Here is a 17,145-nt window from a genome sequence, read left to right as displayed (position 1 = left end):
ACTATAATTTAAATATTATATTAAATATCTTTTTTATGTTTTAATTTAAACTTAAAGGCTTTTATTAATTTTTGCTTGCACAATTTGACTTACATCCAGAACATTTTGAATTACAAGCTGCTTCTTTTGTTTTTGTAAATGTAGTTTTTATAGCTCCTCTTGGGCAAACCTTTATACATTTTCCACATCTTATACATTCTGCACTGTTTGGAGTTTTGTATACTGCGACATTCATGTCACATTTTCTCTCACATAATCCACATTTTGTACATTTGTCTTCATCAATTTCATATTTATAAAGAGAATACTTGTTGAATAGCCCATATATAGCACCTAATGGACATAAGTATTTACAAAACGGTCTATAAATTTTTATTGATAATATAACAACACTCACTAATATAAACATCTTCCAAGTAAACAATGGTCCAATTATTTTTCTAAGTGAACTGTTCATTGATACTAGAGGTACCCCTCCAAGCAATGTTCCTGATGGACAAATTAATTTGCAAAACCAAGGATTACCCTCTCCTGCAAAGTTTGTCAGTGTAAGTGGCATTATAATTACAAATACTACTAATATAACATATTTAAGATATCTTAATGGCTTATCCAAAGGCACCTTTTTAATTTTTTTAATAAATGGAATTTTGTAAAGCAAGTCTTGTACTAATCCAAATGGACATAGCCATCCACACACAAATCTTCCTACAAACGCTCCAACCATCATTAAAAATCCTATTATATAAAATGAAAATTTAAAATTTCTACTTCCCAATACGGCCTGTAAAGAACCTATTGGACAAGACCCTATCGCCCCTGGGCATGAATAACAATTCAGCCCAGGTACACATAGTTGTTTACTATCACCTTGATATATCTTCCCTTTTGCAAAGCCCAAAAAGTATCCATTAGTCAATGCAGTAAACACTATTTGAACGGTTAGCCTCAGGTTTGACTTTATCTTTCTTATTAAATCCATACTATCACCTATCCAATTCCTATACATTCAAGACATATAATATTTGATTTCTTTGACACAACTTTATGTTCTTGTCTGTGAATTCCAAGAGATACAAAAAGCATCCCTGCAATAAATATTGCTAAACCTACTTTATTTTTTTTAATAATATTATTCATTTGCTTCTACCTTCTTTAATACTTCATCTATTTTTGATTTCCAGCCATCATAATCGTTAGAACCTTCTATACTATCAACGATATTTCCATCTTTATCTATAAAGAATGTTGTTGGGAATGCTTGTAAAAGCAATGTATCATCTTTTTCTACCATATCTTTTGTAACTGTTAATTGTTGATAAGTTGCATTTGCTTTTGATAATATTTCTTTTGCTGTAGCTTTTTCTTCATCAGTTAATCCAATTCCCGATTCTAGCAACATACCTTTTATCGAAACGCCTTTTTCTCTATATTCTTTGTTTAATCTATCTAATGTTGGTATTTCTGATATACATGGGCTGCAGCCTGTGTTCCACACATTGACCATAGTCAGTTTATATTTTGAGAATATAGATTTATCTACCTTATTTCCATCTATATCTGTAGTTTTCATATCTTTAAATATTGTGCTAGATGATAAACTTGAGTTTGTATTTTTGTCTGTTTTTTGTTCTGTTTTTTGTTCAGTCTTTTGATTTGAGCCTTGTTGGTTTTTATTTGAGTTATTTGATTGTGAACATCCTACTACTGATGTTACTGTCATCATCGCTACTAATGCTAATGTTGCTTTTTTTGTTATTCTTTTTCTGTTCATATTCATTCTCCTAATACTTCAATATTTTAATTATTATTTGTTTTGCTTTTCTATGGTTTAATATTAAAATTTCAATATGTAACGTATATGAAATTAAATAACTATCTTTATAAAATGAAGATTTTGAGGTAATATAAATATACGGATTAACAATTAAAGAGGTGTCACAATGAAAAATTTAAAAATATATTTTACATCGGATTTACATGGTTATGTATACCCTACTGATTATGTTGATAGATCTCAAAAAAACATAGGTCTATTAAACATAATAAATCAATTTGAAAAAGACGGTAATACATTAATAATAGATGCTGGAGATACTATCCAAGGTTCTCCTTTCACAAACTACCTTAGTACTGCTGAGTTTGATGTTCATCCAATAGCTACTATATTCAATAAAGCTGGATACGACTATATAACTCTTGGTAACCACGACTTTAACTACGGATTTGATTATCTTAAAAAATACCTTTGCAACTTAGACGCTAAGTGTTTATGTGCAAATGTAGATGATAAAACAAACGAACTTGGTATATTCCCTTACGATATAAAAACTTTAGAGAACGGATTAAAAGTTGGTATCATAGGATTTACTACTGATTTTATAAATATTTGGGAGAGAGCTGAAAACTTAGCTAACTTCACTATAAACGATACTATATCATCTATAAAACCTTATTATGATGAATTAAAAGGTAATGTTGATGTATTAATAGGTGTTTATCATGGTGGGTTTGAGTACGACTTAGATTCTCACAAAAAATTAAGCGAAACTAAAGAAAACGTAGCTTATAAGATATGTCATGAACTTGGGTTTGATTTATTATTAACTGGTCACCAACACATGGAGATATCTGATATAGACTTACATGGTACTCATATAGTTCAAACTCCACACAACGGAAGTAAATTCATAGAGTTAAACTTAGAATTTGACAACGATCAAATCCAAAAAGTAACTTCAAAATTAATAGATGTTGAGCTTAGCCCTAACAAGGAAATGTACGATAAATTCTTACCTCTAGAAGAAAAAGTTCAACAGTGGCTTGATACTCCAGTTGGGTTCTTAGATACAGAGTTACAACCTTCAGCTCACTTAGACATGGCTTTAAACGGTTCATCTCTTGCTAACTTTATAAACCAAATCCAATTAAGTGAAAGTGGTGCTGACATTGCTTGTACTTCTTTTGCAAATGTTATAAAAGGGTTCGAGAAAAACGTAACTGTAAGAGATATAATGTCGACTTACCCGTACCCAAATACATTAGTAGTATACGAAGTTAACAGAAAATACTTAGAGCTTGCTTTAGAAAGATGTGCTAGCTACTTCGACTTCAAAGACGGTGAAGTAACTATATCTGATAGATTCTTAAAACCTAAAGTTGAGCATTATAACTACGATTATTTCGCTAACTTAAACTACATATTTGACATAACAAAAGAAGTAGGAAACAGAGTAACTTCTATAGTTTATAATGGGAAAGAATTAGATCACGACACTACTCTTAAATTAGTTATGAATAACTACAGAGCTAGTGGTGCTGGTGGATACGAATTCTACACAGAATGTAAAGTTGTAAAAGAAATCTTAATGGAAATGCCTGATATAATAATAGATTACTTTAAAAATAATACAAACGTAACTGTTGATAAATCAAAATATTTAACTGTTTTAGCATAATTTTAAAGCCCCTTATAGAGAACGCATATTGTTCCTCTCTAGGGGCTTTTTTAATAGATATTTTCCTTGCAATTAAATAAAGCTGATTCCACTTGGAATCAGCATTTAAATTCTAAAACTTAGCCTCTTGCTAATTTATTTCTTACTTTAGTTGATATATACTCTACTATTAGAACTAATACAATTAATCCACATAGTATAGCACCAACTTCGTCCCAACTTAATGAGTTCATAGCAAATATTAAAGGAGCTCCTATACCACCTGCTCCAACTAATCCTAGAGTAGATGCGTCCTTTATATTTATTTCAAATCTATATATTACTGTTGATACAAAGTTTGTAAATAATTGTGGTAATATACCATATCTTATTTTTTGGAATGCATTACATCCAGCAGCATCTAAAGATTCTAATATTTTTTTATCTAAATCTTCTATAGTTTCTATGAATAATTTAGATACCATACCTATTGATGTTACTGATAAAGTTAAAACTCCTGCAAAAGCTCCAGGACCTGTAACTCTTATAAACATTAACCCATAAACGAAAGCTGGGAATGTTCTTATAGCTGCTATAAAGAATGATGTAATAACACTAACCCACTTTGGAACTATGTTACTTGATGCTAAGAATGATAGAGGAACAGCTATTATTGAACCTATTAATGTACCTAATAATGCTATACATATAGTTTCTAATAATAAAGCTGGAACTCCACCTTTATCTAGTGTGAATAACATACTAGTTTTTGGATGGAATATACCATCAACTACATTTTTAGCTATTTCTACACCATTTTCTTTTAAACCATTAAACTCAATTGAATGTCCTGCCCATACCATTATACCTATTATAAATAGTACTGTTAGGGCTTTATTTATCCATAAATTTGGTTCTTGTTTTAATTGTTTATTAACTGTTAACTGCATATTACCCTAACCTTTCTCTTATATATTTACTTACATTTTCTATTATTACTACTGTTATAAATAGCATAACAAGTATCATACCTAACTTGTCATACTCTCTCCAACCTATTTTCTCATTTAATATAAGACCGATACCTCCAGCACCTACGTATCCAAGTATTGCTGCGTATCTTACGTTGATTTCGAATGTATATAAACATATTGAAAGATATGATGGTAATATTTGAGGCATTATAGTTCCTATGAATGCTTTAAGTTTTGTAGAACCTAATGCTTCCATAGCTTCAAATGGTCCCATATCTACAGTTTCTATTTTTTCGTATAACATTTTTACAACTAATCCGAATGAGAATATAGTTATTGCTACTGTACCAGCAAATGTTCCTAATCCAAATATATAAGTTGCAACTAATGCTATTATTAAAGTTGGTAATGTTCTAGTTATACTTAAAAGAAATCTAACTAAATTTAAAACTATTTTTGACTTGTTTATATTAACTGATGATATTATAGCAAATGGTATAGCTATAAAACATCCTATCATAGATCCAAGTACCGACATTTTTATTGTGTCTAATAAAGGAGGTAATACAGATTTTGCATAACTAAAATCTGGTGGTATCATACCTTTTAATATAATAAAGAATTCGCTTCCTCTTTTCATTATTGTTGAAAGACTGAAACCAGTCACATTACTTGCAAGTAATACTGATATAACTAAACCTATTATTACATAAGGAACGATAGATTTAGGTGGTTGAATTTCTTGGCCATCACTTAATACTATTTTTTCCGGTTTAAATATATTTTTTATAGCTTTTAACATCTTAAGCCCCCATCATTTCATCCTGAGCTAATTCACGCCCGTATATTTGAGTTAATACATCATTTGTTACTTCGCTTGATGGTCCGTCATATACTATTTCACCAGCTTTTATTCCTATAACTCTATCAGCGTATTTTAATGCTAAGTCTACGTGATGTATGTTTATAAGAACTGACATGTTTAATTCTTGATTTATTTTTTTGAAGTCATCCATAACTTGTACTGCTGTTATTGGGTCTAATGCTGCAACAGGCTCATCAGCAAGTATTATTTCTGGATTTTGAGCTAATGTTCTAGCTAGAGCAACCCTTTGTTGTTGTCCACCTGAAAGTTGGTCAGCTCTTACATAAGCTTTATCTAATATACCAACTTTGTCTAAAGCTTCTAATGCTACAACTTTATCTTCTTTTGAATATAATCCTATTATAGATTTCCATAATGGCATATCTGGAACTCTTGAAGTTAATACGTTTTTTATAACTGAAGTTCTAGTTACTAAGTTGAAAGATTGGAATACCATACCTATTCCACGTCTGAATTTACGTAACTCTTTTCCTTTTAAGTTGTTAACTTCTTGTCCGTTTACAGTTAACACACCATCAGTTATATCATGCATTCTGTTTACTGTTCTTAGTAAAGTTGATTTACCTGCACCAGATAAACCTATTATCGCAACAAATTCACCTTGTTGTATTTCTAAATTTATATTTTTTAATGCATGTAATCCATTTGGATATACTTTATTTACGTTATCAAATTTTATCAATTGTATCCCTCCACGTTCTATTTATGCTCTGTTTTTCTTGTTTTCAATACATTTAATTGATAGTATCTTTCGTGATATTATTTTTTTAATTCGTATAAAATAAGTCCATGATACTAATCATGAACTTATTTATTTTACTATTGCATAGATTTTATTAGCTCTTGAGCTTTCTTTTCTTCTTCGTAATTTTTGCTATCTCCTATTTCATATCCTTTATGAGTATAGATAGATATTACATCTTGTCCTTCTGGAGTTTCAGCTATATTCATAAATGCATTTTGTAATGCTTTAACTAATTCTGGAGTCATTACAGAAGAGTTTTTAGTTACTGATATAGTATCATTGTATATAGGAGCTGTAACACCTATAACGTTAGTTTCTTCCCAAACAGACTTGCTTCTTCCGAATTCGCTTGTCCATTTATCAGCATAGTCAAGACGTGCATCAGCATAAGTTACCATAACATCTATTTGACCACTTGCTAATTGAGTTAATGCAGTAGCATAGTTATCTAAAGCCACTTTATTTGGTAAATCAGTTAATGATAAACCGAAGTTTTCTTGTAACCATAAACTTGGGTATATATATCCTGCTGGAGAAGTTGTATTACTTGATACACCCCAAGTAACGCCTTTAACATCTTCAGCTGTTAATTTTTTACCGCTATTTATTTTATCTGCAAGAGCTTGACCTTTTTCAGATGGTCCAGCTATTACTAAAGAACGATAATAAGTAACTTTTTTGTCTGTATTTTCTGTTGGAGCTGTATTCCAATCTGCTGGATTATCTGAATCATGGTTTAATCCAAAACGAGTAGCAGTTAAAGCAACATCTGCTCCATTTTCATATAATACATATGTTCCACCTGGTATAAATCCAACGTGTGCAGTACCTGATTCTAAAGCTTCACCAACAGCTTCGAAACTTGTACCTACTTCAATTCTTATATTTTTAAATTCAAATCCTTCTTTAGCTAATTCTTCTTTTAACATATCAGCTAAAGGTTCTGTTGCAGATTGTATTTCTTTAGGGTCTCTTGAAGGAACAAAGTATACTACTAATTCATCATCATCTGATTTATTAGATCCACATCCAACCATAAGAGCCATAGTTAATACAACTACAGAAAGTAATGCGAAAATTTTCTTTTTCATCATTGCGTCTCCTTTATTAATTATTAAGTCTTATTAATTATATCATATTTTTTATATTTTTGTGCAATTTTTTCCTTTTTTCGATTTATTTTTATTATTTTCAACTTATTTCGCATTAAATATGCTACACTATTTAAGTTATTTTTTACTTTTATAATATTTTCAATTATAAAAAACATTTCCCTTTACCATTTTGGTAAATATAGTATGATATATAATTATTAGATTATTAGTTTAAATCCAAAAAATTCACTTCGTTCATGGCGCCAACGACTTTGTTTGTTGCTTATATAAAAAAAAGTAGCTAGATTTAATATTCTAGCTACTTTTTACAACTCTATTTTTTAATTTTATATATTTCAATTCTTCTTCGCTTTAGCTTATTACTTTAATTTATTATATTCTTCATCACTTACTTCTTCGCACCACTCTGTTTTTGTGTCAACTCCTGGTACTTCTATTGCTAAGTGTTGGAACCAGCTATCTTTTGCTGCTCCATGCCAATGTTTTTCTAAAGACGTAAGCATATGACAAAATATATACGATCTATTCATTTGAAAATCCTCTTGTAAATTCTTTCTCTCAACTTAATTATAATTGTAGTACTTAAAGTTAACTCTAAGTCAAGGCATTTTTTAATCATTTAAAACATTCTTATATGTTTTTAAAATACTATTTCATAATTTAATCTTAAAATATTATTTCATGATTTAAATCATTTTAAATTATTATTCATTTTTATAAGATAATACGGAAGATATAAAAACTGTAAGACATAGTATACTCGTCATAGAAATTATGATACTCATAAATTTTGCGACAGGCGAAACAGGACTTATATCTCCATATCCAACTGTGGCAAAGGTGATAATCGTATAGTAAAACAAATCAAAAAATGTAGGATTATTAGTATACACCCCTTCATTGCTACAGCTAATAAAACATACTGCTAGTGCCAAACTTATTACTACCATGCACAAAACTATTACAGCCATAACGCCTATACTGTCTATTTCAAATGCTTTTTTAGTTTGCGCCTTAAAATCAGCAATTTCGGGACTTCTTATAAGTCTCAAAAGTACTTTTAAATTTAGATAATAGCTGAGCGTCACTCCAACAAGTCCGATTTTGTAATTTTTCGCAAATTCCCCGGGAAATATTATTAAAATCGTCATATACATGCTTATTATGAAATAACTTATCAATAAATCAGCTTTTGTGATTTTATCTTCAATTTTATATAAGAATTTGTATATTCTTGAAACACATAATAATACGCATCCTATTGCAAAATACAAAAATATAATTAAAAATATTGTCGTCAATGTCTTTCCAAACAAAATATAATTTTCTTCTACATATTTAAAAATCTTCTTAACTATATATCTCATAAGAGCATAAACTACGAATATTTGTGATATAAAAAGTATAAACCATTGATAGAAATTTAAATATCTCGATCTACCTTTAAGCAAATATCTATATTGATTATTTATCTCATAAATTAGTTTCTTGACGTTTTTAAACTTACCCATATTTACTCTTTTATAAGTTACTACTTCAAGTGCAAATAAAGTTATTAATATAAAAAATAATCTAAACATACTTCCTCCAAATCTAGTTTTATGATTTTTCAATATTAGTATGCTCATTATCTTTATAAATAATAAAATCTCACCTTTTTAAAAGGTCACCAAAAATTGCACTTCTCATATATTGTTAATATATAGTTAAACTATGTGAAAATTAATAGGTTTCAATGCTTATTGTAAAAGGGGGTATACAGACGCCATGAATTTTTTATCTTCAGTAAATGCAGTTTTGCTTGTAGGCGCTTTATCAATAGATGCTTTTGTTGCCAGTTTCGCCTATGCCACAAGCAAAATAAAAATACCCTTTAAATCAGCTTTGATTATTAATGTTGTATCTACTACTATTTTGGGGATAGCCTTGTTTTTCGGAAGTATTGTAAGCAGATTCATTCCATCTATTTTTACAACAAGTATTTGCTTTACTATGCTATTAATGTTAGGCTTGGCTAAATTATTTGACAGTACGTTAAAAGCATTGTTGGGTACTCGCGGCTCACTAACTCGCAATTATGAATTTAAGGTTTCCGACTTTAGGTTTTTCTTAAAAGTATATATAGATAATACAGCAGCAGATGTCGACCATTCGCTTATATTATCACCAAAGGAATCATTTTCTCTAGCATTAGCACTATCTTTAGATGGATTGGCGGCTGGTTTTGGAGCAGGTTTAGTTTCGGCTAACTTTTTTCAAATAATTTTATTCTCACTTATTGTAAATATAGTTGCAATCCTCGGTGGTTGCTTTATAGGAAACAAAATAGCAGAAAAAACAGAGCTTAATCTGTCTTGGTTGAGTGGTGTGACATTAATTTTATTAGCTTTTTTAAAATTGAAATAAATATTTGAGATTGATATATAAATTTGTTTTCTCATTAATATAAACGGGAGTTGGTAGAATGTGAATTTCTATCGCTCCCAAAAAAATTCCCTTTTGATTAAAGTTCTATATTTCTTAAAATTCTTATCTGATATTTGTTAAAACTCTACATTACACCTTTATATGTTTACACTTTTATTTGTTAAAACTCTCTATTATACTTTCAAATTTCTCTTTATTGCTTACATCCAAGTAAGTAAATAACTACAAAGTGCGTTATTGCATACCATTATCCTGTTTTATATAATTTTTATATAAATTTTTAAAAGGAGATTGTATTATGAAAAACCTAAATTTACTTTACTTCAGCCCTACTGATGGGACTAAAAAAGTTGTAAAAGAAATCGCAAATGGTATCGGATGTGAGTACAAAGAATTTGATATTACTTTAGCTCAAAATAGGACTCAGAAATTATTTTTTGATGAAAATGATTTAGTTATAATCGGTGTGCCTACTTATGCTGGTAGATTTCCAAAATTACTAAAAAGCTATCTTGATAAAATTTCATGTAACAAGGCTATGGCTGTATTTGCTGTTACATATGGAAACAGAGATTATGAAGATTCACTTTTAGAGACAAAGGATTTATTTGAATCAAAAGGATTTGTTGGACTAGCTGGTGCAGTATTCGTAGCCGAACACTCATCTACATCAAAACTTGCGACTAATAGACCAAATTCAGATGATCTAAAAATAGCTTATGACTTCGGTGTTAAAATAAAAGACAGACTAGAAAATTTAAATGACGTAAGCGAATTAAAACTAGAAGTTCCGGGCAACTTCCCTTATGTCGAAAAAATCTCCCACAAGTTCCAATGGCTCCAGAAACAGACGACACTTGTGTAAACTGCAAAATATGTGCAAAACACTGCCCTACATCTGCTCTAGATCTTGAAGATTGTAAAAAAATAGATCCAACTAAATGTATAAGATGTTGTAGTTGTGTAAAAAGATGTCCGTTTAATTCTAAAAAATTCACTCACCCTGGATTTAATAATATGAAAAACATGCTTGAAACTAATTTTGCTGATGTTGTTCGTATGCCGGAGATATTTGTTGGATAAGATTTATTTAACTAAAACTATATAAACTTTATTTGTGTAAATAAGCATAAAAATAGGCATACATCAGTATTTTAAATATATTAATACTAGAGTATGCCCTTTTTAGGTTGATATCATTTATGTTTTTTAATACTGTATAAAACTTTAATCTCCATATGGAAATTCTAAATCTTTATCAATTTCCAAGTTTTCTATCCAGTCGAATTTGTCGCTATGCTCCATCCCCCAATCAAACATAGCGCTCATAATCGGAACTAGAGTTTTCCCAAACTCAGTCACAGAATACTCAACTCTTGGCGGAATTTAATCATATGTTTTTCTAGAAATAAATCCAAATGCCTCCAAATCCTTTAGCTGTTGTGTCAAAACTTTTGGGCTTATATTTCCAATTGATTTCTCAATTTCACCAAACCTCTTCGTACCTTTTAACAATTTGCAAAGAATTATAAATTTCCACTTGTCTCCAAGCAAAAACACCACTAATTCTATTGGATATTTGATTTTTTTATTTTTATATTGTTTTAATAAAGTTGCTTTTCTGCTTTCGTCCATGTGTATATCCTTATCACAATGCCTACATTCTTGTTACTCTTGCAGGTTTTCTTGGAACTGTTCTTTTATATTCTACTCTTGGATAGCCAACTACCATACAAGATATGATTTTTTCGCCTTCTTTTAATCCAATCATTTCTCCTATTTTAGGATTCATCGATGCCGCTCTTTCAAAGAAACCGCTGAAATAAGTTCCTAGCCCTAGCGCATCTATCATAAGCTCCATTTTTGCTGATGCTAAACCACCATCTATTTCATTTTGCGCTTTTACAATTATTAATAATGGTGCTTTGAAGAATAATTGATCATGTCCATCTGGATTTTCTACAAAACTCTCATACATACGCTTCCACATATGGGCGTATTTTAGAAGGTGTTTTGGAGTTTCTTCACTTCCCAACATCTTGTCGGCCATTGCATTTAATGTTCCTAAAGTCATTCTTCTTAACTCTGGTATGCTGTCTTTTACAATAGTATAAGAAACATCTTGTATATTAGTTGATGTTTGTGTAAATCTTCCTGCATCTATTATTTTTTCTATTTTCTCTTCTTCTATTTCATCTTTTTTAAATAATCTAACACTTCTTCTAAATTTCATAAAATTCATTAGTTTATCTGCATCTATTGTGAAGTCTTCTTTTTCATATGGGATGACTTCTTCCATCGAGTATTCTTCTTCATCATCACAAGATACTGCTTTTACTGGACAGATTGCTATACAGTGACCACATTTTATGCATGTTAAGTTTCTTATGTGCGCTTTTTTATCGATCATTTCTATGTCGCTTACGATACAGTCTTGCTTACATAAAGTACATCCTATACACTTATCTCTATCTACTATCATTTTGTTCTCCTTTATATGATTATACGATTCTTCTTTTGTTTAATTTTAATTGCTGTTTTAAAGTTTTATCTATCTACAAAACGCATTATTTCGTCTACGTCTTTTCTTTTATTTGGTGCTGCATGTTCTCCATCTTCATACCCGTAAACTATAAGTGCTGCAACAGTTTCGTCTTCCGGTAAGTTTACTATTTTTGCTATAGATTTATCGTCTATAACTCCCATTATACAAGTTCCGACACCTTTTGCATGTGCTGCTAAACAGAATGTTTGGCATGCTATACCAGCATCAAAAACTTCCCATGAGTTACCTTTTGAAGTTATGTATTCTTTGTCATATGTTCCACTTTTTCCTTTTACAAAGCTAAGTACAGCTACTCCTTTTGCAGTTCTTAAAGTGTCTATATTGTATACGAATCCATTAACTCCATGCTCTGCTATTTCTTTTATTATTTCTTCGTCGTCTACTAATGTGTATCTAGCTATTTGGTAGTTTACCCAAGAAGGAGCCCATCTCGCTATATCGACAATTTCTCTCATAGTCTCTCTGTCTACTTTTTCGTCTTTATATTTTCTTACGCTACGTCTTTCTTTTATCATAGTTATTGCATCCATATTTTCACCTCTAATTGACCATTTATAATTTTATAATTTGCATATTTTTAACTTTTATACCTTTCGCATTAATTCAATAAATCTTACGAAATTTTTACGAAAGTTTTACAAATTTGCGTTTTTGTTTTAATCCACCTATTAACGTGGTATATTAAACACTACCGGTAATTTGTAGAAATTAAGTTATTTATATGGCAATTTTCTTCCTTTAAAAGTCAGTTGCCAACTCTAATCTCTACATATTATACTATATAAAATGCGATAATCATACCAATTTATCGTATTTATTAATTAAAAATCTAAACGAACTTATAGAAAGGATAATATTTATGACACAGACAGTTGAACTTCAAAAGAAGGAATTAGACAGAATAAGAGTATTTTCTGGTGCACAATTAAAATATATAGCATTTCTATCTATGTTAATCGACCACGTGAATAAAGCCTTAATATATCCAAATTTAAATGGGGGATTACTTTTAAAAATAAGTGATTTATTTGATGTACTTGGAAGGATAGCATTCCCATTATTTGCATTTTTTATAGTAGAGGGTTTTTTCAAAACGAGAAGTCGTAAAAAATATCTTCTAAACTTATTGATATTTGGCGTAATATCAGAAGTACCATTTGATATGTTTACAACACGTACATTCTTCAATCCTAGATATAACAATGTACTATTTGCACTAGCATTATCACTTGTAACAATTTGGATTATAGATACATTAAAAATAAAATTAGAAAAAATACCTCGTTTCCTATGGTATTTGACTACAGTATTAATTTTAGCTATTATGTGTATTATATCTCTATTCCTTTCAGTAGATTATGATTACCATGCTATATTAATAGTATATTTCCTTTATGTATTTTATAATAAACCTATATTATCATGTGTATTTGGTTATTTATCAATTTTCAAGGAGGTTTGGGCACTTCTTGGTTTTGGATTTATACTTATGTACAATGGAAAACGTGGCAGACAAAATAAAATGATAAATTACTGGTTCTATCCTGTTCATATATTAATATTAGGTATATTAAGGATGGTATTCAATATATAATTTAATATTTTTCAAATAAAAAATGGGCAACGTATAAATTTACGTTTGCCCATTTTTCTATTTAAAATATCATGAGGGAATATTTATATATCTATATTACTTGCTAGAGAACTAACTTTTTATCTTTTAACTCAAGTATAACATCTGACTTGCTCGCAAGATCCTTACTATGAGTAACAACAATCACACATTTTCCATGTTTATGTGCACTTGTTTTTAATATTTCTATAATTTCTTCTTCTGTATCACTGTCTAAATTTCCAGTCGGTTCATCTGCCAAAATTACTGGTGAATTTGCAACAAGTGTTCTTGCTATGGCAACACGTTGTTGCTGACCTCCGGACAATTTCAATACATTTCTTTTTATTTCATCATCTTTTAATCCAAGCTCATTTAAAATAGTTTTATCTGCTTTTGGGTTTACTATTTTTAAATTTTCTAATGGAGTCATATAATCAATCAAATTATAATTTTGGAAAATTAGTGAAACATTATTTTTTCTATGATTCTCATATCCTTTTTCCCTAATATCCTGATTGTTATATAGTATTTTACCACTTTGTGGTTCATCAAGACCTGCCAACAATGATAGCAAAGTTGTTTTTCCAGAACCAGATACACCTAAAATCGTGTAAAACTTGCCTTTTTCAAACTCCATACTTATATTATTTAATATTTTTTTACCATTTGTATATGAATAATTAACTTTATTTAATGCTAAAATTGACATTTGTCTTCCTCCTAGCTCATTTTCGATAGTATTTCTTTTGGTTTTAATCTTATTATTGATGATGAAGATATCATTACAGAACTTATGATAATAGTTGCCCCTATTGCATAAACATAAAGAACTTCTTTTAAACTAACATCAACATCAATCCCATCTACTGTTTGAGTTGCTAAAGAACTGTTTGCATCATATCCTAATGACATTCCTCCAAACCCTTGTTGCACCTCCTGAACAGCTTGTTTGCTTGCCTGGCTAACCATTGCATCTCCTATATTTTGTGATATCATCTTACTTGAAAAATATGATGTTCCAAAAGCTAGCACACTTATAAGTAACAATTCAATTATATATTGTGAAATTATTTTAAACTTTCCAACTCCGATAGAAAGTAAGATACCTGTTTCATGAATTCTTCCTTGAATCCAAAATGCTAAAACTAATGAAAGCACTATTATTCCAACTATAATTGAACCGATTAAAAGCATATTTACGATTTTTTCTAAGCTATCAAATGACTTAGATAATGCTAAAAACGTATCATCACTTTTTGATATATTATAAAGACTCCAATTTTCTTGTATTTTATTGACATCTGATATTACATCATCTACATTTTTATTAGTATTAAACACAGCACTTGTATATTGGCTGTTTCCTTTTGAATAACCATATAAAGCATTTAATGTGTTCATATCTGATAATATAAGGTTTTCTGGTATTTCTAACTTACTTCCCATTCTGTCTGTATTTTGGCTTTCAAAAATACCTACAATTTCAAGATCATATTCAGACGGTGCATCTTTAGATGCATTATAATCTAAGCTGTCTTTAGTTCCTATTATCCTATCTCCTACTTTTAAATTATTTTTTTCGGCTAACGCTTTGTGAACTAATACTTTATTTTTATCACCTTCTACAAGGTGTCTACCTTCAACTAATCTAAATGATTTACTCATAAATTTTGTGTCGTATTCTGTAAACTTATGAGCTTCTACAGGGAAAAGATTTTTATACTTTTTATCAGTGTATTGAACTGTGTTGTTTTTTGGCTCCACATTTTGAAGTTGCTTAAAAACTAGCCCAATCCCCTGAACTGATGCATCATAATTTTTTATGCCATTTACTTTTGATACTTTATTTACCAAACTCTCTGGCATTGTTCCTGTGAAATTTGTTGCCAAATTGTTTTGTATCTCAAATGTATTTGCTGTCTCCTTACTTGAATTTTGTCTTGCAATTGATGTAGCTTTTTTAATTGAAATTCCACTCAGTACAGCTGTAGCTATACAAAATAGAATAAAGAACATAAGAATACTTTTCTTTTTCTTTCGGGTTATATATAATACCGCTCTTTTAAAAGAACCCATTTTTTTACCTCCTTGTTTTATAATTTTTAGAAATTTTCATAATAAATATTTTAGACTTTGTGTCAGTCACTTCATTTATCTAAGATAGATTTTAAGTTTCCAATATGAAATATTTATGAAATGAATATAAAATTTTAATATTTTTTGTATAAAAAAACTACTAAGCCCTAAAACTTAGTAGTCACTTATCTTTATCTTAAATTTTAAAAGTACTTTTAATAAAAATTATATCTCAACTTCCATCTCTGCATATTGTTCTAATCCTAATTTGTTTAATTGTTCATCTACTGCTTCACCCTTTTCTACCACTCCTTGATTTACTAAATAAAGTAATCTTGAGCCAAGAGATTTAATTTGGGCAGCTTTATCAAATTACTGTTTTCTCCTCCAAATGGTAAATCTGGTGATATACAGACTTTCCCTGTGTGTAAAACGTGAATTTTTATCTCGTCCATATTCTTATCCTCCTGAAATTAGCTTCTATAAATTATTCTTTATCACATATTTTTTTATATCCATAGTTCACTTTTATTGTTTTTTTACTCTTTTATTATTTTTACTTCATTCTGATATTATTTTATACTATATGATTTTTATTTTCTGCTACAAAAAAGAGCAAAGTGTTTAAACTTTGCTCTTTTTTAAATTTCTATTAATCTTAGTGTTTGTGATACTATCTTAGCCAGACCGTTAATATTAACGTCATTAGGATTAGTTAGCCAAAAAGTATATCCAGCAATTACTTGAGATGCCACCATCTCCAAAATCAAATTGCAATTATCAGCATTATACAGACGATATTCACTCTCTAATAAATGATACTTCATTCCATCTTTCCATTTTTGAATAAATCTATTATTTATGTTGGCGATTAAAAATGCATAAAACACATCTTTATTTTTCTTTACATAATTAATTGTCTCTTGATAATATGATAAATAAACGTCCGACTTTATATCCGTATTCATTAACTCCTCATTTAAATGCATCATCTGAGAAATATGATAATTTTCTATATCTTCTATAAGTTCATCTATATTTTTATAATATACATAAAACGTACTCCTAGCCACATTAGATATTTCAGTCAATTCCTTAACGCTGATTTTGTAAATGGGTTTTGTTTTCCACAACTTTATCAACCCATCAAACAATACCTTCTGTGCAGTAGTAATTTTTCCTGTTTTTAATTCATTAATTGATTTATAAGGATTTTCCATTGTAATACCTCTTTTACACATTTTTTGATATTCTATTATTTTGTGCTTACATAGAAATTTTATCAAAATTAAGAGGTATTTAAA

20 protein-coding genes and 1 pseudogene are annotated in these 17,145 nt (G+C 29.4%); 5 read left to right on the top strand and 16 right to left on the bottom strand.

Annotated elements, in window-relative coordinates:
* Window positions 1-64: 64 nt before the first annotated feature.
* From RDX53_RS01225 to RDX53_RS01215, 3 genes are read right to left on the bottom strand one after another with little or no spacing between them, the layout of a single operon-like run.
* Window positions 65-982, bottom strand: coding sequence for a 4Fe-4S binding protein (locus RDX53_RS01225; protein WP_007285599.1), 918 nt, complete (start codon window positions 980-982; stop codon window positions 65-67).
* A gap of 8 nt (window positions 983-990) precedes the next feature.
* Window positions 991-1,140, bottom strand: coding sequence for a CD1871A family CXXC motif-containing protein (locus tag RDX53_RS01220; protein WP_007285598.1), 150 nt, complete (start codon window positions 1,138-1,140; stop codon window positions 991-993).
* Complete coding sequence (locus RDX53_RS01215) at window positions 1,133-1,774, bottom strand: TlpA disulfide reductase family protein (RefSeq protein ID WP_295761845.1); 642 nt, start codon at window positions 1,772-1,774, stop codon at window positions 1,133-1,135. The genes RDX53_RS01220 and RDX53_RS01215 overlap by 8 nt, the downstream gene beginning before the upstream one ends.
* A gap of 169 nt (window positions 1,775-1,943) precedes the next feature.
* Here RDX53_RS01215 and RDX53_RS01210 point away from each other — a divergent pair, with 169 nt between their 5' ends.
* A complete protein-coding gene (locus RDX53_RS01210; protein ID WP_307993545.1) occupies window positions 1,944-3,458 on the top strand; it encodes a bifunctional UDP-sugar hydrolase/5'-nucleotidase in 1,515 nt (504 codons plus the stop codon).
* Window positions 3,459-3,577: 119 nt separating this feature from the next.
* Here RDX53_RS01210 and phnE (RDX53_RS01205) read toward each other — a convergent pair whose 3' ends face one another.
* From phnE (RDX53_RS01205) to RDX53_RS01180, 6 genes are all read right to left on the bottom strand, one after another.
* Window positions 3,578-4,387, bottom strand: a complete 810-nt coding sequence (gene phnE / locus RDX53_RS01205; RefSeq protein ID WP_307993544.1) for a phosphonate ABC transporter, permease protein PhnE — start codon at window positions 4,385-4,387, stop codon at window positions 3,578-3,580.
* Window position 4,388: 1 nt separating this feature from the next.
* On the bottom strand, window positions 4,389-5,213 hold the full coding sequence (phnE, locus tag RDX53_RS01200) for a phosphonate ABC transporter, permease protein PhnE (RefSeq protein ID WP_195928743.1): 825 nt from the start codon (window positions 5,211-5,213) through the stop codon (window positions 4,389-4,391).
* 1 nt (window position 5,214) lies between these two features.
* Entirely contained in the window at window positions 5,215-5,985 is a 771-nt protein-coding gene (phnC, locus tag RDX53_RS01195) for a phosphonate ABC transporter ATP-binding protein (RefSeq protein ID WP_347708150.1), read from the bottom strand.
* A 131-nt stretch (window positions 5,986-6,116) separates the two neighbouring features.
* Window positions 6,117-7,133: a PhnD/SsuA/transferrin family substrate-binding protein gene (locus RDX53_RS01190; protein ID WP_307993543.1), complete on the bottom strand. Its 1,017-nt coding sequence runs from the start codon at window positions 7,131-7,133 to the stop codon at window positions 6,117-6,119.
* A 383-nt stretch (window positions 7,134-7,516) separates the two neighbouring features.
* On the bottom strand, window positions 7,517-7,687 hold the full coding sequence (locus RDX53_RS01185; RefSeq protein WP_307993542.1) for a hypothetical protein: 171 nt from the start codon (window positions 7,685-7,687) through the stop codon (window positions 7,517-7,519).
* 174 nt (window positions 7,688-7,861) lie between these two features.
* The gene (locus RDX53_RS01180) at window positions 7,862-8,737 is read right to left on the bottom strand and encodes a potassium channel family protein (RefSeq protein WP_307993541.1); all 876 of its coding nucleotides are present in this window, start codon (window positions 8,735-8,737) and stop codon (window positions 7,862-7,864) included.
* A 187-nt stretch (window positions 8,738-8,924) separates the two neighbouring features.
* Between RDX53_RS01180 and ytaF the strand changes: the two genes are divergently transcribed.
* The 3 genes from ytaF (at window position 8,925) to RDX53_RS01165 (ending at window position 10,667) form a co-directional block, all read left to right on the top strand.
* On the top strand, window positions 8,925-9,563 hold the full coding sequence (ytaF, locus tag RDX53_RS01175; RefSeq protein ID WP_295761833.1) for a sporulation membrane protein YtaF: 639 nt from the start codon (window positions 8,925-8,927) through the stop codon (window positions 9,561-9,563).
* 319 nt (window positions 9,564-9,882) lie between these two features.
* Window positions 9,883-10,449, top strand: a complete 567-nt coding sequence (locus RDX53_RS01170; protein WP_307993540.1) for a flavodoxin domain-containing protein — start codon at window positions 9,883-9,885, stop codon at window positions 10,447-10,449.
* Window positions 10,419-10,667 (top strand): 4Fe-4S binding protein, encoded by a 249-nt coding sequence (locus RDX53_RS01165; RefSeq protein WP_307993539.1) that lies wholly within the window; start codon window positions 10,419-10,421, stop codon window positions 10,665-10,667. The genes RDX53_RS01170 and RDX53_RS01165 overlap by 31 nt, the downstream gene beginning before the upstream one ends.
* 144 nt (window positions 10,668-10,811) lie before the next feature.
* Here RDX53_RS01165 and RDX53_RS01160 read toward each other — a convergent pair.
* The 3 genes and pseudogenes from RDX53_RS01160 to RDX53_RS01150 all read right to left on the bottom strand — a co-directional run bounded on the left by RDX53_RS01160 (window position 10,812) and on the right by RDX53_RS01150 (window position 12,680).
* A pseudogene (locus tag RDX53_RS01160) lies at window positions 10,812-11,219 on the bottom strand (winged helix-turn-helix transcriptional regulator).
* Between the two features lie 22 nt (window positions 11,220-11,241).
* On the bottom strand, window positions 11,242-12,066 hold the full coding sequence (locus RDX53_RS01155; protein WP_307993537.1) for a nitroreductase family protein: 825 nt from the start codon (window positions 12,064-12,066) through the stop codon (window positions 11,242-11,244).
* 65 nt (window positions 12,067-12,131) lie between these two features.
* Window positions 12,132-12,680, bottom strand: a complete 549-nt coding sequence (locus RDX53_RS01150; RefSeq protein ID WP_007285589.1) for a nitroreductase family protein — start codon at window positions 12,678-12,680, stop codon at window positions 12,132-12,134.
* Window positions 12,681-13,009: 329 nt separating this feature from the next.
* Here RDX53_RS01150 and RDX53_RS01145 point away from each other — a divergent pair, with 329 nt between their 5' ends.
* Window positions 13,010-13,744, top strand: a complete 735-nt coding sequence (locus RDX53_RS01145; RefSeq protein WP_307993535.1) for a TraX family protein — start codon at window positions 13,010-13,012, stop codon at window positions 13,742-13,744.
* Window positions 13,745-13,847: 103 nt separating this feature from the next.
* Here RDX53_RS01145 and RDX53_RS01140 read toward each other — a convergent pair whose 3' ends face one another.
* From RDX53_RS01140 to RDX53_RS01125, 4 genes are all read right to left on the bottom strand, one after another.
* The gene (locus RDX53_RS01140) at window positions 13,848-14,474 is read right to left on the bottom strand and encodes an ABC transporter ATP-binding protein (RefSeq protein ID WP_007285587.1); all 627 of its coding nucleotides are present in this window, start codon (window positions 14,472-14,474) and stop codon (window positions 13,848-13,850) included.
* An 11-nt stretch (window positions 14,475-14,485) separates the two neighbouring features.
* A complete protein-coding gene (locus RDX53_RS01135; RefSeq protein WP_195928728.1) occupies window positions 14,486-15,841 on the bottom strand; it encodes an ABC transporter permease in 1,356 nt (451 codons plus the stop codon).
* Window positions 15,842-16,161: 320 nt separating this feature from the next.
* Complete coding sequence (locus RDX53_RS01130; protein ID WP_279325539.1) at window positions 16,162-16,296, bottom strand: hypothetical protein; 135 nt, start codon at window positions 16,294-16,296, stop codon at window positions 16,162-16,164.
* Window positions 16,297-16,482: 186 nt separating this feature from the next.
* Window positions 16,483-17,061, bottom strand: a complete 579-nt coding sequence (locus RDX53_RS01125) for a TetR/AcrR family transcriptional regulator (RefSeq protein ID WP_195928726.1) — start codon at window positions 17,059-17,061, stop codon at window positions 16,483-16,485.
* Window positions 17,062-17,145 lie beyond the last annotated feature (84 nt).

The organism is uncultured Intestinibacter sp. (assembly GCF_902468165.1).
In the GTDB taxonomy this organism is placed as follows: Bacteria; Bacillota; Clostridia; order Peptostreptococcales; family Peptostreptococcaceae; genus Intestinibacter.
The sequence above is the reverse complement of the archived record's forward strand: the minus strand, read 5'-3'. Positions and strand labels throughout refer to the sequence as shown.

Bases quoted from the DNA above. Each gene is read 5' to 3' on its own strand.
- RDX53_RS01225 (WP_007285599.1), bottom strand. From the start codon at position 982: ATGGATTTAATAAGAAAGATAAAGTCAAACCTGAGGCTAACCGTTCAA.
- RDX53_RS01220 (WP_007285598.1), bottom strand. From the start codon at position 1,140: ATGAATAATATTATTAAAAAAAATAAAGTAGGTTTAGCAATATTTATT.
- RDX53_RS01215 (WP_295761845.1), bottom strand. From the start codon at position 1,774: ATGAACAGAAAAAGAATAACAAAAAAAGCAACATTAGCATTAGTAGCG.
- RDX53_RS01210 (WP_307993545.1), top strand. From the start codon at position 1,944: ATGAAAAATTTAAAAATATATTTTACATCGGATTTACATGGTTATGTA.
- phnE (WP_307993544.1), bottom strand. From the start codon at position 4,387: ATGCAGTTAACAGTTAATAAACAATTAAAACAAGAACCAAATTTATGG.
- phnE (WP_195928743.1), bottom strand. From the start codon at position 5,213: ATGTTAAAAGCTATAAAAAATATATTTAAACCGGAAAAAATAGTATTA.
- RDX53_RS01190 (WP_307993543.1), bottom strand. From the start codon at position 7,133: ATGAAAAAGAAAATTTTCGCATTACTTTCTGTAGTTGTATTAACTATG.
- RDX53_RS01185 (WP_307993542.1), bottom strand. From the start codon at position 7,687: ATGAATAGATCGTATATATTTTGTCATATGCTTACGTCTTTAGAAAAA.
- RDX53_RS01180 (WP_307993541.1), bottom strand. From the start codon at position 8,737: ATGTTTAGATTATTTTTTATATTAATAACTTTATTTGCACTTGAAGTA.
- ytaF (WP_295761833.1), top strand. From the start codon at position 8,925: ATGAATTTTTTATCTTCAGTAAATGCAGTTTTGCTTGTAGGCGCTTTA.
- RDX53_RS01170 (WP_307993540.1), top strand. From the start codon at position 9,883: ATGAAAAACCTAAATTTACTTTACTTCAGCCCTACTGATGGGACTAAA.
- RDX53_RS01165 (WP_307993539.1), top strand. From the start codon at position 10,419: ATGGCTCCAGAAACAGACGACACTTGTGTAAACTGCAAAATATGTGCA.
- RDX53_RS01155 (WP_307993537.1), bottom strand. From the start codon at position 12,066: ATGATAGTAGATAGAGATAAGTGTATAGGATGTACTTTATGTAAGCAA.
- RDX53_RS01150 (WP_007285589.1), bottom strand. From the start codon at position 12,680: ATGGATGCAATAACTATGATAAAAGAAAGACGTAGCGTAAGAAAATAT.
- RDX53_RS01145 (WP_307993535.1), top strand. From the start codon at position 13,010: ATGACACAGACAGTTGAACTTCAAAAGAAGGAATTAGACAGAATAAGA.
- RDX53_RS01140 (WP_007285587.1), bottom strand. From the start codon at position 14,474: ATGTCAATTTTAGCATTAAATAAAGTTAATTATTCATATACAAATGGT.
- RDX53_RS01135 (WP_195928728.1), bottom strand. From the start codon at position 15,841: ATGGGTTCTTTTAAAAGAGCGGTATTATATATAACCCGAAAGAAAAAG.
- RDX53_RS01130 (WP_279325539.1), bottom strand. From the start codon at position 16,296: ATGGACGAGATAAAAATTCACGTTTTACACACAGGGAAAGTCTGTATA.
- RDX53_RS01125 (WP_195928726.1), bottom strand. From the start codon at position 17,061: ATGGAAAATCCTTATAAATCAATTAATGAATTAAAAACAGGAAAAATT.